The following is a 16522-nucleotide window of genomic DNA, read 5'->3' as shown; positions in this document are numbered from 1 at the left end:
GTGCTCCCGGCGCTCAGTCGGACTCGTCGAGGATCTGGAACAGCTCCTCGGCGGTCGCCGTTTCGAGACTGACGGCGTCCTCTGCGCTCTGCCGTCCGTCGTTCCACCGGGCGAGCAGCTCCCGCAGCCGGCTGCCGACCGTGGCCCGGCCGACGTCGTCCGCGTCCACGGCGGCCAGGACCTCCTCCAGCCGCCCGAGCTCCTCCAGAGCACGCACCGACGGGGCCACGGGCTCCGGCAGCAGTTCACCGCGCAGGTGCCGGGCGAGGACGATCGGGTTGGGGTGGTCGAACACCATGGTGGCCGGCAGGCGCAGTCCGGTCAGGGCGGCGAGCCGATTGCGCAGTTCGACGCCGGTGAGGGAGTCGACGCCGGTCTCGAGGAAACCCCGGTCCGCGCGGACCGCCTCCGGACCGGAGTGGCCGAGCACCGCGGCGAGTTGGGTGCGGACGAGGTCGAGGACCGTCTCGTGGCGCTCGGCATCGGTGAGCCCGGCAAGGCGGCGGCGCAGGCCGGCCCCGTCGTCACCGACGGCGGCGGGGGAGGGGCGTCCGGGCCGGACGAGGTCGCGCAGCAGCGGGGGGACCATGTCGGCACGGGTGCGCAGCGCGCCGACGTCGAGGATCATCGGGACGGCGACCGCGGTGGCGGCGCCCAGCACGGCATCGAACAGCGCCATGCCGTCCGGCGTGGACATCGGCGTCAGACCGAGCCGCTCGACGCGTCGGACGTCGGCTTCGGTCAGCCCGCTGGTCATGCCACTCGTCTCGGCCCACGGGCCCCATGCCATGGAGACCGCCGTGAGGCCGCGGGCCCGGCGGTGGCGGGCGAGGGCGTCCAGGAACGCGTTCGCGGCGGCGTAGTTGGCCTGCCCGGCGGCGCCGAACGTCGCCGAGGCCGAGGAGAAGAGCACGAACGCGGACAGCTCCATGTCCTGGGTCAGCTCGTGCAGGTGCCTCGCGCCGTTCGCCTTGGCGTGCAGCACCCGGTCGAGCCGGGCGTCGTCGAGGCCGGTGACCAGGCCGTCGTCGAGTTCGCCCGCCGCGTGGACGACGGCGCGCAGGGGCCGGTCGGCCGGGACGGCCCGCAACAGGTCTGCGACCTCGTCGCGTTCGCCGACGTCGCAGGCCACGACCGTGGCCTCGCAGCCGAGCGCGGCGAGGTCGGCGACGAGGCCGGCCGCGCCCGGGGACCGCGGGCCGCGCCTGCTGGTCAGCACGAGCCGGCGGACGCCGTGGGCGGCGGCCAGGTGCCGGGCGAGCGCCGAGCCGAGGGAGCCGGTGCCACCGGTGATCAGGGTCGTGCCCTCGGTGTCGACAGAGGCTTCCGCCGGCCGCTCGGCCCGCGCCAGGCGTGGTGCGTACAACTGGCCGGTGCGCACCGCCATCTGCGGTTCCGGGCAGCTCAGCGCCTCGGAGAGAACGTCCGGGGAGGCGGGGCCGTCGAGGTCGACCAGGACGAACCGGCCGGGGTGTTCGGCCTGCGCGGAGCGGATCAGTCCCCAGGCCGCGGCCGCCGCGAGGTCGCTGACGTCCTCGTCCTCGCCCACCGCCACGGCGCCCCGGGTGACGATCGCGAGGCGGGCGTCCACGCGGCGCTCGTCGGCGAGCCACCGCTGTACGAGCCGGAGCGCGTCGTGCGTCACGCCGGCCGGTTCCGTGGACCCGTCCGCCGCGGCCAGGGACGCGACGGCGACGGCGGCCGCGTCGGCGTCGTCGGCCTGGGCGGGTCGGCAGACCCGGGCCCCGGCCGCCCGGAGCTGTGCGTCGAGGTCCAGCGGGTCGGGGCCGAACACGGCCCAGTACGGGACGGCGGGCGCCGGGACGCCCCGGACCTCCGCCCAGCCGACCTGGAACAGCGCGTTGCGGGACAGATGCCGTGCCGCGCCGAAGCCGTCGGGCACGGGCCGGGAGACGATCGAGTCCGCCGTGGCGACCGGTGCGCCGTCGACGTCGGTGATGGTCACGCCGACGCCGCCCTGCCCGTCCATGGCCAGCCGGACCCGCAGGGCCGTGACCCCGTGCCGAAGAAGCCGCACACCGCGCCAGGCGAACGGCAGTTCCGCCCGGGTCGGCGCGGTTCCCCCGCCCAGTGAACGCAGCAGGCCGATGCCGTGCAGCGCCGCGTCCAGAAGGGCCGGGTGCACGGCGAAGCCGTCCGGCTCCGGGCCGTCTCCGGCGAGGGCGACCTCCGCGTACACCTCTCCGTCGCGGTGCCAGGCGGCGCGCATGCCCTGGAACGCGGGCCCGTAGCTGTAGCCGAGGGCGGCGAGGTCGTCGTAGAAGCCGCCGAGGTCGATCTCGGCGGCGCCGGCCGGGGGCCACTGGGTGAGGCCGTCCGGCTCCGCCACCGGTCCGGGCGGGGCGGGCGCGACGGTGGCGGTGGCGTGCAGCACCCAGTCGTCCGCGCTGTCGCCGGAGTCCGGCGAGCCGTCCTCGGGCCGGGAGTAGACGCCCACGGACCGCCGCCCGGTGCCGTCCGGCTGACGGACGACGGCCTGGACGCGGACGGCCTCCGAGCCCGCGAGGACCAGCGGCGTCTGGAGGGCGAGTTCCTCGACGGACGGGCAACCGGCACGGCCGCCCGCGGTGACCGCGAACTCGACGAATGCGGTGCCGGGCACCAGGACCGTGCCGAGCACGGCGTGGTCGGCGAGCCACGGGTGGGTCCGCGTCGACAACCGGCCGGTCAGCAGGACGGTCTCGGTGCCGGCGACCGGGGCGGCGGCGGTGAGGACCGGATGCGCGGTGGCGTCCAGGCCGGTGCCGGACGGGTCCGTGGCGGGTGCCGCCCCGAGCGAGTTCATCCAGTACCTCTCGGTCTGGAACGGGTAGGTGGGCAGGTCGACGGGGCGCAGGCCGGGGCCGCCCAGCACCTTGCTCCAGTCGACGCCGACGCCGGACACGTGCGCCTGGGCGGCGGAGGCGAGCATGCGGGCCGCATCGGCCTGCCCGGAGCGCAGGGACGGGACGGGCGGCGGCCACGCGATGCCGTCGTCGTCGATCTCCTCGAGGGTCTCCTGGATGCCCATGGTCAGAATGGGGTGCGGGCCGACCTCGATGAAGTGCCGGTAGCCCCGGTCGGCGAGACCGCGCACGGCGGGCTCGAAACCGACGCACCGGCGCAGGTTGGCGAACCAGTACTCGCCGTCCAGCGTGGTGGTGTCGACCCAGCCGCCGGTCACGCTGGAGAAGAACGGGACCGAGCCCGCCCGCGGCCGGATGTCCGCCAGGGCTTCGCGCAGCGGCCCGGCCAGCTCGTCCACGTGGTGCGAGTGCGACGCGTAGCCGATGCGGACCGGTTTGACGCGGATCTCCTCGACGGCGCAGGCCCCGGCGAACTCCGCGAGCGCGTCCTTGTCGCCGCTGACGACGTTCGCTCCGGGCGCGTTGCGCGCGCCGAGGCAGAGCCGGCCGTCCCACGCGGCGAGGCGCTTCTCGATCTCCACGACCGGCAGCGCCACCGACAGCATGCCGCCGCGGCCGACCACGGTCCCGAGGAGCTCGGCGCGCAGGGCGACCACCCGGGCCGCGTCCTCGAGGGACAGGGCGCCTGCGACGTACGCGCCGGCGATCTCGCCCTGCGAATGGCCGAGCACGGCGTCCGGCTCGACGCCCCAGGAGCGCCACATCGCGGCCAGCGAGACCATCACGGTGAACAACGAGATCTGGACGACGTCGTCGCGCTCCAGCGAGGCGGCGCCGTCGGCGCCGCGCAGGACGTCGAGCACGGCCCAGTCGGTGTGGCGGGCGAACGCCTCGTCGCAGGCGGCGGCCGTCTCGGCGAACACCGGGTCGGAGTCCAGCAGTTGACCTCCCATACCGGGCCACTGAGACCCCTGGCCGGGGAACACGAAAGCCGTGCGGCCCTCGACGGCCCGGCCGCGGACGGCCCCGGCGGGCAGATCCCCGGCCGCCAGGGCGGCCAGGGCGTCGAGGTCGCCCGGGAGCAGCACCGCGCGGTGCTCGAAGGCGGTACGGGTGGTGGCCAGCGACCAGGCGACGTCGGCCGGCTCCGGCGCGGGCCGGTGCCGGAGGTGTTCGTCCAGGCGTCCCGCCTGTTCCCGCAGGGCCCGCTCGGTGCGCCCGGACAGCAGCCACGGCACCGCGGCCGGTGCCTCGTCCGTGGTGGCGCGGGGCGGCGGGGGAGGCGCCTGTTCGAGGACGGCGTGGGCATTGGTGCCGCTGCCGCCGAACGAGGAGACCCCCGCCCGGCGGATCCGGCCGGTGTCCGGCCAGGACCGTGCCTCGGTGAGCAGCGCGACAGTGCCCTGCGACCAGTCCACGTGCGGGGTCGGCTCGTCGACGTGCAGGGTGGGCGGGAGGACGCCGTGCCGCAGCGCCATCACGGTCTTGATCACCCCGGCGATGCCGGCGGCGCTCTGGGAGTGGCCGATGTTGGACTTGACCGAGCCGAGCCACAGCGGGTTCTCGGCGGAGTGCGCCGGCCCGTACACGGCCAGCAGGGCCTGGGCCTCGATGGGGTCGCCGAGCGGGGTACCGGTGCCGTGCGCCTCCACGAGGTCGATGTCGCCGGCGTCCACCCGGGCGCCGGCCAGGGCGGCGGCGATGACGCGGCGCTGGGAGGGGCCGTTCGGCGCGGTCATGCCGTTGCTCGCGCCGTCCTGGTTGACGGCGGAACCGGCGACCACGGCCAGGATCTGGCTGCCCTCGGCCAGGGCTGTACTGAGCCGCTGCAGAGCGACGACACCGACACCCTCGCTCCAGCCGGTGCCGTCGGCCGCGGCGGCGAACGGCTTGCAGCGTCCGTCGGGCGCCAGGCCGCGCTGGCGGCTGAACTCGGTGAAGGACACCGGTGTGGGCAGGACCGTGACACCGCCGGCCAGGGCAAGGTCGCACTCTCCCTGCCGGAGCGACTGGCAGGCGAGGTGCAGGGCGACCAGCGACGACGAGCAGGCGGTGTCGACGGTGACGGCCGGGCCCTCCAGGCCGAGGCTGTAGGACAGCCGCCCGGACACGGCGGCCGTCCCGGTTCCGGCGAGGAAGAATCCCTCGGCGGCGCCGAGCGCGTCGGCGTCGCCCAGCCCGTATCCCTGGAACGAAGTGCCGACGAACACGCCGGTGCGGCTGCCGGCCAGCCCCGACGGATCGACGCGGGTGCGCTCCAGCGCCTCCCAGGCGGTTTCCAGCAGCACCCGCTGCTGCGGGTCCATCGCCATCGCCTCGCGGGGGCTGATGCCGAAGAACTCGGCGTCGAAGTCGCCGGCGCCGTCCAGGAAGCCGCCCTCACGGACGTACGAACTGCCGGGCCGCGACAGGTCGGGGTCGTAGAGGGCGTCGAGGTCCCAGCCCCGGTCGGAGGGGAACGGGGTGATCGCGTCCCGGCCGTTCAGGACGAGGTCCCACAACTCCTCCGGCGAACGCACCCCGCCGGGGAACCGGCAGCCCATACCGACGATCGCGACGGGTTCGTCGGCGGGCCCGGCCACGGTCCGGGCCGAGGCCCCGGGCGCGGGCGTCCCGGCGGGCTCGGACGTGCCGAGCAGTTCGTCCGCGAGGAAGCCCGCCAGCGCGTTCGGCGTCGGGTGGTCGAAGGCGACGGTCGTGGGCAGACGCAGGCCGGTCGCGGCGCGCAGCCGGTTGCGGATGTCGACGGCGGTGAGCGAGTCGAACCCGAGCTCCCGGAAGGCGCGGCCGGGTTCGATGTCGGCCGGTCCGGCGTGGCCCAGCGCGGCGGCAGCCTCGGCGCGCACCAGGGTGAGCAGGAACGGCCGGCGTTCGCCGGCGGGCAGGGCGGCCAGCTGCCGGCCGAGCCCGGAGCCCGCGTCGTCGTCGGAGCCGGAGCTGTCGTCGGCGTCGGCCAGGGCCCGCGCCGCCTCCGGGATCTCGCCGATGAGCGGACGGGGGCGGGCCGCGGTGTAGCCGCGGGTGAAGCGGGCCCAGTCCATGTCGGTGACGGTGAGCAGCGTCTCGTCGTGGGTGAGGGCCTGACCGAGCGCGACGAGGGCGAGCTGCGGCGACATCAGGCGCAGGCCGCGCCGCCCGAGCAGCTCGATCGCGCCGGCGTCCGCCATGCCGCCGCCGTCCCAGCCGCCCCAGGACACCGACGTGGCCGTCTGCCCCCGGCGGCGCCGCCGCAGGGCCAGCGCGTCGAGGTGGGCGTTGGCTGCCGCATAGGCACCCTGGCCCGCGCCGCCCCAGACGGCTGCGCCCGACGAGAAGAGGACGAAGGCATCGAGGCCGTCGCCGAGGAGTTCGTCGAGGTGGCGCGCGCCGTCCGCCTTCGCGGCGATCACCTGGGCGACTTCCTCGGCCGTGGTGTCCAGGACAGGGGCGGACCGGGTCACTCCGGCGGCGTGGACGACGGTGGTGACGGGCGGGCCGTCGGGAAGCGCCGCGAGCAGGGCCCGCAGCTCCTCACGGTCGCTCACGTCGCAGGCCACGACCAGCACCTGGGTCCCGGCCGCCTCCAGCTCCTCGGCCAGCTCGGCGGCGCCAGGCGCCTGCGGTCCGCGGCGGCTGGTCAGGACGACGCGGGGCGCGCCCAGCCCGGCCAGCCAGCGGGCGACGTGCGCCCCGAGAGCGCCGGTGCCGCCGGTGACCAGGGCGGTGCCGGTCGGCTGCCACGGATCGGTGCGGGGCACGTTGCCCAGGGGCGCCCGCACCAGGCGGCGGGCGAAGACCCCGGCGGGGCGCACCGCGACCTGGTCCTCGTCGTCCAGGCCGGCAAGAACGCCGGCGAGGCGGTCAGCTGCCCGTTCGTCGATCTCGGCCGGCAGGTCCACCAGGCCGCCCCAGCGGGAGGGCAGTTCCAGCCCGGCGGCCAGACCGAGGCCCCACAGTCCCGACTGGGCAGGGTCCGGCGACGGGTCGGCCGTGCCGACGCACACCGCGCCGCGGGTCACCGTCCACAGGGGCACGGCCACGTCGAGGTCCTCGGCCGCCCGGACCAGCGCGAGCGTGGTGGCGACACCGGTCGCGACGCCGAAGGGGCCGGGGCGGGTGTCGAGGCCGAGCAGGTTCAGCAGTCCGTCGACGCGGCCGCCCGCGGGGCCGGGTCCGGCGCCGTCGGCGGCCTGGGCCAGAGCGTCCGCGAGCCGGTCGGCCAGGCCTTCGCCGTGCGGGTCGTCGGCGGCCGGGGTCACCGTCAGGACCTGGGAGACACCCCGCTCGGCGAGCGCCCGGGCGCACCGGCGGGCGATGCCGTCGGGGTCGTGGGCGGGGGCGACGAGCAGCCAGATGCCGGACAGCACCGGCCGGGGAAGACGGGCCTTGCGCCGCCAGTCGATCCGGTAGCGCCAGCCGTCCACGGTGGACCGGTCACCGCGATCGGTCCGCCACGCCGACAGGACGGGCAGCGCGGCCGCGGCACCGTCCAGCAGCTCGCGCTGCCGCGGGTCGGACACATCGAGCGCGTCGGCGAGCACCTGCGGATCTCCGCCCGCGACCGCGTCCCAGAACGCCTCGTCGGCCGGGTCGGCGGGGCCGGGGCCGGCCGACGTCAGCGAGGCGGCCGGCGCGGCCGCCTCCAGCCAGTACCGCCTGCGCTGGAACGGGTACACGGGAAGTTCGGGGCGGACGGCGGGGGCGGACGGCGGGGCGAGGACGGCGTCCCAGTCCGGGACGAGGCCCCGGGCGAACGCGGTCGCCACCGCTTCCCGGAAGCGGTCCGGGCCGCCGTTGTCGCGGCGCAGCGTCGTGACGACGACCGTGTCGTCGGCGCCCTCGGCGCCGGCGACGTCCTCGACGTTCGCGGTCAGGGACGGATACGGGCTGGGCTCGACGAAGGCGCGGAAGCCGTCGCGCAGCATGGCGGCGATCGCCGGGGCGAATCGCACCGGCAGACGCATGTTGCGGTACCAGTGTTCGGGGCCGAGCGCGGCGCCGTCGACCGGGCCGCCGTCGACCGCCGAGTAGAGCGGGACGGCCGCGGACCGGGGAACGATCCCGGCGAACGCGGCGAGAGCCTCGTCGCGGAGCCGGTCGACCTCGGGTGAGTGGGCGGTGCCGGTGATGGCCATCCGCCGGGCCGCGATCCGGTCGGCGGCGAGCGCAGCGGCGAGTTCCTCGACCGCCTCGGGGTCGCCCGACACCACGGTGGCCCGGGGGCCGTTGACGGCCGCGAGGTGCAGCCGGCCCGGCCACCGCGCCATCCGTTCGGTGAGTTCCCCGACGGGCAGGGTCACCGCGAGCATCGCGCCGCCGCTGTCGAGGGAGGCGAGCAGCCGGCTGCGGGCCACGACGATCCTCGCGGCGTCCGGCAGCGTCAGGGCCCCGGCTACGCAGGCCGCCGCGATCTCGCCCTGCGAATGCCCCACGACGGCCTCCGGCACGATGCCGTGCGCACGCCACAGGGCGGTGAGGGACACCATCATCGCGAACAGGGCCGGCTGGACGACGTCGAGCCGGTCGAGCGACGGGGCACCCTCGGCGCCCCGGAGGACGTCCTCGGCCGACCAGTCCACGTACTCCGAGAGCGCAGCCGAGCACTCGCGCAGCGTGTCGCGGAAGACCGGTGCGGTCCCCAGCAGTTCCGTGGCCATCCCCGGCCACTGCGACCCCTGTCCGGGGAAGACGAACGCGACCGGGCCGCCCGGTCCGGCGTCGTCCCGGATCAGGCCCCTGACGCCGCGGCCGGCGGCGAGGGCGTCCAGCTGGTCGCGGTAGCGCTCCGGATCGGGGCCGAGCAGGACGGCGCGGTGGCGGAACGCGGTCCGGCCGGTCGCCAGGGCGCGGGCCACCTCCGGGACGGATTCCGGGGCGGCGAGACCGGGCCGCTCGTCGAGCCGCGCGAGCAGCCGCGCCGCCTGGGCGCGCAGCGCCGGTACGGTCCGGCCGGACAGGGCCCACGGCACCGGCGAGTCGGCGACCGCCGGGGTGAACGGCGGTTCGGCGACGGCCGGGGACGGCGGTTCGGCCGGCGCCTCCTCGAGGACGACGTGGGCGTTGGTACCGCTCATGCCGAACGACGACACCCCGGCCCGGCGCACGACGCCGTCGCGCGGCCACGGCACCGGTTCGGTCAGCAGCCGCATCGCCCCGGACGACCAGTCCACGTGCGGGGTCGCATCGGAGGCGTGCAGGGTCGCCGGGAGCACCTCGTGGCGCAGGGCCTGGACCATCTTGATGACGCCGGCGACCCCGGCGGCGCACTGGGAGTGGCCGATGTTGGACTTGACCGAGCCGACCCACAGCGGGCGCCCGGCGGGCCGCTCCCGGCCGTAGACGTCCAGCAGCGCCCGGCCCTCGATCGGGTCGCCGAGCGCGGTGCCGGTTCCGTGGGCCTCGACGGCGTCGACCTCGTGGGCGTCCAGGCCGGCACTGCGCAGTGCCTGGCGGATGACGCGCTGCTGGGCACGGCCGCTCGGGGCGGTGAGGCCGTTGCTGGCGCCGTCGTGGTTGACGGCGGAGCCGCGCAGTACCGCCAGTACCCGGTGGCCGTTGCGCAGGGCGTCGGAGAGCCGCTCGGTCAGCAGCATCCCGGCGCCTTCGCTCCAGCCGGTGCCGTCGGCGTCGGCGGAGAACACCTTGCACCGTCCGTCGGCGGCCAGGGCTCCGCCCTGGCTGCCGTCCGTGAACATGCTCGGCGTGGTCATGACGGTGACGCCGCCCACCAGGGCCAGCGAGCACTCGCCGCGGCGCAGCGCCTCGGCGGCCATGTGCATGGCCACCAGTGAGGACGAGCAGGCGGTGTCGACCGTGAGGGTGGGGCCCTCCAGGCCGAGTACGTACGAGACCCGGCCGGAGGCGACGCTCGTCGACGTGCCCAGCAGCAGGTGCGGGCCCGTCCCCTCGGGGACGTCGAGCGGGCCGGCGCCGTAGCCGGTCGACGCCGCTCCCACGAAGACGCCGGTGGGGCTGCCGGCGAGGGAGCCGGGGGCGATCCCGGCGTGCTCGACCGCCTCCCATGCGGTCTCCAGCAGGAGCCGCTGCTGCGGGTCCATGGCGAGGGCCTCACGCGGGCCGATGCCGAAGAACTCGGCGTCGAAGTCCGCCATCCCGTCGACGAACCCGCCCTCGAAGGTGCGGCTGAGTCCGGCCTCGGCGCTGTCGGCGGCGTAGACGGAGTCGAGGCGCCAGCCCCGGTCCTCGGGAAACGGTGCGATGGCGTCGACGCCCTCGCTGACGAGCCGCCACAGCTCGTCGGGGGTGTCGGCGGAGCCGGGCAGCCGGCAGCTCATCCCGATGATCGCGATCGGATCGTCGGCCGGCGCCTGCCCGACCGCCGTCTCCGGGGCGACGGCGCTCTCCTCACGGTCGCCCACCACGACCCGGCCGAGCATCTCGGCCAGCAGGCGGGGGGTCGGGTGGTCGAAGATCAGGGTGGCCGGCAGCCGCAGGCCGGTGGCTGCGGCCAGCCGGTTGCGCAGTTCGACTGCGGTCAGCGAGTCGAAGCCGAGTTCCTTGAACGCCCGCCCGGCCTCGACCGCTTGCGGACCGGGGAAGCCGAGGACCGCGGCGGCGGCGGAGCGGACCAGGTCGAGAAGGAACCGCGAACGGTCCTGGGGGCCGAGCGCGGCGAGCCGGTCCGCCGAGGCGGCGCCCTCCGCGGGGGCGGCGCCCCGGGCCGTGCGCCGAGCGCCGGGGCGCAACAGGCCGGTCAGCAACGGCGGCAGCGAGCCCGCCGCGGTCAGGGCCGCGGTGTCCAGCCCCGTCGCCACCAGGGCCCCGTGCGGAGAGGCCAGGGCGGCATCGAGGAGAGCGAGTCCGTGGTCGGCGGCAAGCAGCGGGAAGCCGGAGCGAGCGACGCGTTCGCGGTCCACCCGGGTGAGGCGGGCGGCCATGCCGGCGGTGCCGTCCCAGGCACCCCAGGCCAGCGACAGGGCGGTCAGGCCGACGGCGTGCCGGTGCTGGGCCAGGGCGTCGAGGAAGGCGTTGGCCGCCGCGTAGTTCCCCTGCCCGGGGGCGCCGAGGGTCCCGGCGACCGAGGAGAACAGCACGAAGGCCGCCAGGTCGTGATGGCGGGTCAGCTCGTGCAGATGGAACGCGGCGTCGGCCTTGGGCCCCAGGACGGTGTCCAGCCGCTGCGGTGTCAGGGTCGCGACGGTGCCGTCGTCCAGCACGCCGGCGGTGTGGAAGACGCCGGTCAGCGGCCGGGCGTCGGGTATCGCGTCGAGCACGGCGGCGAGGGCGTCGCGGTCCGTGGCGTCGCAGGCCACGATCTCGGCGTCGGCGCCCAGTACGGTCAGCTCGGCGGTCAGTTCGCGGGCGCCCGCGGCGTCCGGTCCGCTCCGGCTGAGCAGGACGAGGTGGCGGACGCCGTGAGCGGTGACGAGATGCCGGGCGAGGAGCGCGCCCAGACCGCCCGTGCCTCCGGTGACCAGGACCGTGCCGCCGGGGTCGAGCGGCCGCGGGACGGTGAGGACGACCTTGCCGGTGTGGCGGGCCTGGCTGACGTGGCGGAACGCGTCCGGCGCCTGCGGGAGGGGGAACGCCCGGAGCGGCGGCAGGCGCAGCGCGCCGGTCCGCAGCAGTTCCAGCAGTTCGGCCAGGATCTCCCCGATGCGCTGCGGGCCGGCCTCCACCAGGTCGAACGCCCGGTAGCGGACGCCGGGGTGGGCGGCGGCGACCTCGTCGGCGTCCCGGAGGTCGCTCTTGCCCATCTCGACGAACCTGCCGCCGCGCGGCAGGAGCCGCAGCGAGGCGTCGACGAACTCGCCCGCGAGCGCGTCGAGGACGACGTCCACGCCGCGTCCGGAGGTGACGGCCGAGAAGCTGTCCTCGAAACCGAGGTCCCTGGACGAGGCGATGTGGTCGTCGGGAACACCCATGGCCCGCACCGCGTCCCACTTGCCGGGGGAGGCGGTGGCGAAGACCTCGGCGCCGAGGTGCCGGGCGAGCTGGACGGCGGCGGTGCCCACACCGCCGGCGGCGGCGTGCACGAGGACCGCCTCGCCGGCCTGGAGACCGCCCAGGTCGACCAGGCCGTAGTACGCGGTGGCGTAGGCGATCGGCACCGCGGCCGCCTCCGCGAACGTCATGTCCGCCGGCATCGGGGCGAGCAGCCGGTGATCGGTCACCGCGACCGGCCCGAATCCGCCGGTGCACACACCCATGACCCGGTCGCCGGGCGCCAAACCGGTGACCTCCGGCCCGGTCTCCAGAACGACGCCGGCCGCCTCGCCGCCCAGTTCCACCTCGCCCGGGTACATGCCCAGCGCGTACAGGACGTCGCGGAAGTTCAGCCCAGCGGCCCGCACGGCGACCCGAACCTGCCCCGGACCGAGCGGCCCCGGCAGGTCCACGGGCGCGAACCAGAGGTTCTCCAGCGTGCCGGGCTCCCGGGTGTCGAGCCGCCAGGACGCCGCGTGCACCGGTACGGGCAGGCCGGCCGGATGCGCCGCCCGTACCAGCCGGGCGGTGAACGCCGCTCCGGCGCGCACGGCGATCTGCGGCTCGCCCGCGTCGACCGCGGCAGCGACGGCCTCCCAGGGCACGCCGTCGCTGTCGGTGTCCGCCAGCACGAAACGGCCGGGCTCCTCGGACTGCGCGGCCCGGACCAGTCCCCATACCGCGGCGGCGGCCGGATCGGGGGCACGGTCGCCGGGGACGGCGAGCACCGCTTCGCGGGTGAGTACCACCAGACGGGAGTCGGCGCACCGCTCGTCGGCCAGCCACTGCTGGAGCGCGGCCAGCACCCGCCCGGTGAGGGCCCGTGCCCGGGCCGGCCCGTCCGTGGCGGGTGTCGCGGTGTCGTGGACGCGCAGCACCACGGTCCGGGGGAGTGGGCCTTCGGGGAGCAGAGGGGCCGGATCGAAGGCGTTCACGGCCACGCCGGGCGGCGTCGTGCCGGAAGCCCGGTCGGCCGCGAGCGGGCTCCATTCGAGCCGGCAGAGACCGTCGGCCCGGTCGGCGGGCTCGGGCGGCGCCGCCACGGGGCGGACGACCAGCCGGTCGACCGAGAGGACGGGCTCGCCGGTGTGGTCCGCGGCCGCGACGGCGACGCCGCCGCCGTCGAGCGGTGTGAGCCGCACCCGGAGCGACGCCGCGCCGGCCGCCCGCAGTGTCACGCCGGTGAAGGAGAACGGGACCCCCGCCGTGCCCGGCCCGGCCGGGCCGGCTCCGGCCTGGGCCTGGAGAGCGGCGTCCAGCAGCGCCGGATGGATGCCGTAGGCGCGCGCCTGCGGTTCGTCGGACTCCGCCAGGCCCACCTCGGCGAAGACCTCGTCGCCACGCCGCCACAGGCTCCGGATGCCGCGGAACGCCGGGCCGTACTGCAGGCCGGCGCCCTCCAGCAGTTCGTGGACGCCGTCCACCGGCACGTCCACCGCGCCAGCCGGCGGCCACTGCCGCGACCAGCCGTTGTCCGCGTCCTGGCCCACAGGTGGCTGGGGGGCGAGAACACCGCTCGCGTGCCGGGTCCAGGGGCGCTCGGGCCAGCCCTCGTCCGCAGGCGCATCGGGCCGCGCGTACACGCTCACGTCCCGCCGCCCGGTCGCGTCGGCGGCGCCGACGGCGACCTGCATCTGGACGCCGCCCCGCTCGGGCAGCGCCAGCGGCGTCTCGAGCACCAGTTCCTCGACATGGCCGCAGCCGGCCTGGTCACCGGCGCGGATCGCGAGTTCCACGAACGCGGTGCCGGGCAGCACGGTGCGGCCCAGGACCACGTGGTCGGCCGACCACTGCGGCCGGCCGGCCGAGAGCCACCCGAAGAACAGCAGCGCGTCGCCGTCGGCGAGGCTGACGCCGGCGCCCAGCAGCGGGTGCCGGGTGGCGCCGAGCCCGGCCGCCGTCACGTCGCCGGGCGACCACGTCAGCCGCGGCCAGTAGTGCTCCGTCTCGAAGGCGTAGGTGGGCAGCGCCACCGGCCGGCCGGTGGCGCCGGGGAACACGGCCGTCCAGTCAGGGGTCACACCATTCGCGTGCAGCTCGGCCAGTGCCGCCGTCGCGGCGGCCGGCTCGCCGAGGGAGCGCCGCAACGCCGGTACCACGACGGCGGGTTCGTCGCGGTGCGCGAGCGACTCCCCGGCCATGGCGGACAGCACGCCGTCCGGCCCGAGTTCGAGGTACCGGCCCACGCCGTGCCCGTCGAGCCAGGAGACACCGTCCCCGAACCGGACCGCCTCCCGGACCTGGCGGACCCAGTAGGCAGGGTCGGAGAGCTCGTCGGCCCCGGCCACCGTCCCGGTGAGGTTCGAGACGACGGGGACGGACGGGCTCCCGTACGTCAGCCCGGCGGCGATCGCGCGGAACTCGTCGAGCATCGGGTCCATGTGGGCGGAGTGGAACGCGTGGGACACCCGCAGGAGCCGGGTCCGTACCCCTTGCTCCTGCCAGTGGGCCGCCAGCGCTTCGACGGCGTCGCGGTCGCCGGAGACGACCACGTCGGCCGGCCCGTTCACGGCGGCGACGACGGCCCCGGAGGCCGCACCGGCGAGCGTCGCGCGGACCTCGTCCTCGGTGGCCCGGACGGCGAGCATCGCGCCGTTTCCGGTCATCCGCTGCATCAGACGGCCCCGGGCGGCGACGAGGGCGCACGCGTCCGGCAGCGACCACACCCCGGCCACATGGGCGGCGGCGAGTTCGCCGACGGAGTGGCCCAGCACGTAGTCCGGGGTGACGCCCCAGTGCGTGAACAGCCGGTGGAGTGCGACCTCGATCGCGAACAGCCCGGGCTGGGCGTACTCGGTACGGTCCAGCAGCTCGGCGTCGGGCGATTCCGGCGCGGCGAACAGCACCTCGCGCAGCGGGCGCCCCAGGTGCGGATCCAGGGCCTCGAACACCTCGTCCAGTGCCTGGGCGAACACCGGCTCCGCGGCGTACAGCTCGCGACCCATGCCGGCCCGCTGCGCGCCCTGCCCGGTGAACAGCATGGCGAGCTTCCCCGCAGGCCGCGTCCCGCGGGCCGTTCCGTACCGGACCCGGGCGCTCTCCGTTCCCTGTTCGACGACGGCGAGGGCGTCGAGCAGCTCGTCGCGGTCGCATGCGGTCACGACGGCGCGGTGCGGCAGTGCCGCGCGGGTCGTCGCCAGAGCGTGGCCGAGGTCCGTGAGGTCGAGTCCGGGCTCGGACGCCACCCGTGCCCGCAGACGCGCGGCCTGGCCGGACAGCGCGGACGCCGTCCTGGCACTGACCGGGAACGGCAGCGGCGCGCCGGCCGGCCGACGGGTGCCCGCCGGGGCGGCCTCCGGCTCCGGCCGGGGCGCCTGTTCGAGGATCAGGTGGGCGTTGGTACCGCTCAGCCCGAACGAGGAGACGCCCGCCCGGCGGGGTTCGCCGGTCCGAGGCCAGTCGCGGGCCTCGGTGAGCAGCCTCGCGGAGCCGGCGGTCCAGTCGACGTGCCCGGTGGGCTCGTCGACGTGCAGGGTCCGCGGCAGGACGCCGTGCCGCAGCGCCTGCACCATCTTGATCACCGACGCGACGCCGGCGGCGGCCTGCGCGTGACCGATGTTGGACTTGACCGAGCCGATCCACAGCGGCCGGCCGGCCGGCCGGTCCTGCCCGTAGGCCGCGATCAGGGACTGGGCCTCGATCGGGTCGCCGAGGCTCGTGCCGGTGCCGTGCGCCTCGACGGCGTCGACCTGACCGGGCGCCAGACGGGCGTCGGCCAGGGCCTGCAGGGTCACCCGCTGCTGCGAGGGCCCGTTGGGGGCGGTCAGCCCGTTGGACGCGCCGTCCTGGTTCACCGCCGAACCGCGCACGACGGCGAGCACCGGGTGGTTCAGCCGGAGCGCGTCGGACAGCCGCTCCACCACCAGGACGCCGACGCCCTCGGACCAGCCGGTGCCGTCGGCCGCCGCCGCGAAGGACTTGCACCGGCCGTCGGCGGCCAGGCCGCCCTGCCGGCTGAACTCGGCGAACACACCGGGCGTGGCCATCACCGTCACACCGCCGGCGAGCGCGAGGGTGCTCTCGCCGCGCCGCAGCGACTGGCACGCCAGGTGCAGGGCGACGAGCGACGACGAACAGGCCGTGTCCACGGTGACCGCGGGCCCTTCCAGGCCCAGCGTGTAGGACACCCGGCCGGAGATCACAGCGGTCGCGCCGCCGGTCAGCAGATAGCCCTGGTTGTCCTGCTCGGCGCCGGCCATCAGCGAGGTGTAGTGCTGGTCGTTGGCGCCGACGAACACGCCGGTGCGGCTGCCGCGCAGCGACGACGGGTCGATACCCGCGGCTTCCACGGCCTCCCAGGACGTCTGCAGCAGCAGCCGCTGCTGCGGGTCCATGGCGAGGGCCTCGCGCGGCGATATGTCGAAGAACCCCGGGTCGAAACGGGTGGCGTCGTCGACGAAACCGCCTTCCCGGACGTAGCCGCCGGACTCCCCGGAGTCCGGACCTGCGGAGCCGGCCTCCGCGCCGAACAGTCCGGAGAGCTGCCAGCCGCGGTCCTCGGGGAACGGGCCGACGGCGTCGGCGTCCGCGAGCACGAGCTGCCACAGGTCCTCGGGCGTGCGCACCCCGCCGGGGAAGCGGCAGCCCATTCCGACGACGGCGATCGGCTCCCGGTTCTCTTTCTCGGCCTCGCGCAACCGCTGCCTGGTCCGGTGCAGATCCGTGGTGACGAGTTTCAGATATTCACGCAGCGTTCCGTCGTCCACCATCTGAAGGAAACCCCATTTCCG

General features: G+C 76.1%; 1 protein-coding gene. It reads right to left on the bottom strand.

From position 1 onward, the window contains the following. Positions 1-13: 13 nt before the first annotated feature. Positions 14-16498, bottom strand: a complete 16485-nt coding sequence (locus ABZS61_RS33675) for a type I polyketide synthase (protein WP_356429976.1) — start codon at positions 16496-16498, stop codon at positions 14-16. Positions 16499-16522: the final 24 nt, after the last annotated feature.

Source organism: Streptomyces sp. NPDC005566, assembly GCF_040605575.1.
Lineage (GTDB): Bacteria > Actinomycetota > Actinomycetes > Streptomycetales > Streptomycetaceae > Streptomyces.
The sequence above is the reverse complement of the archived record's forward strand: the minus strand, read 5'-3'. Positions and strand labels throughout refer to the sequence as shown.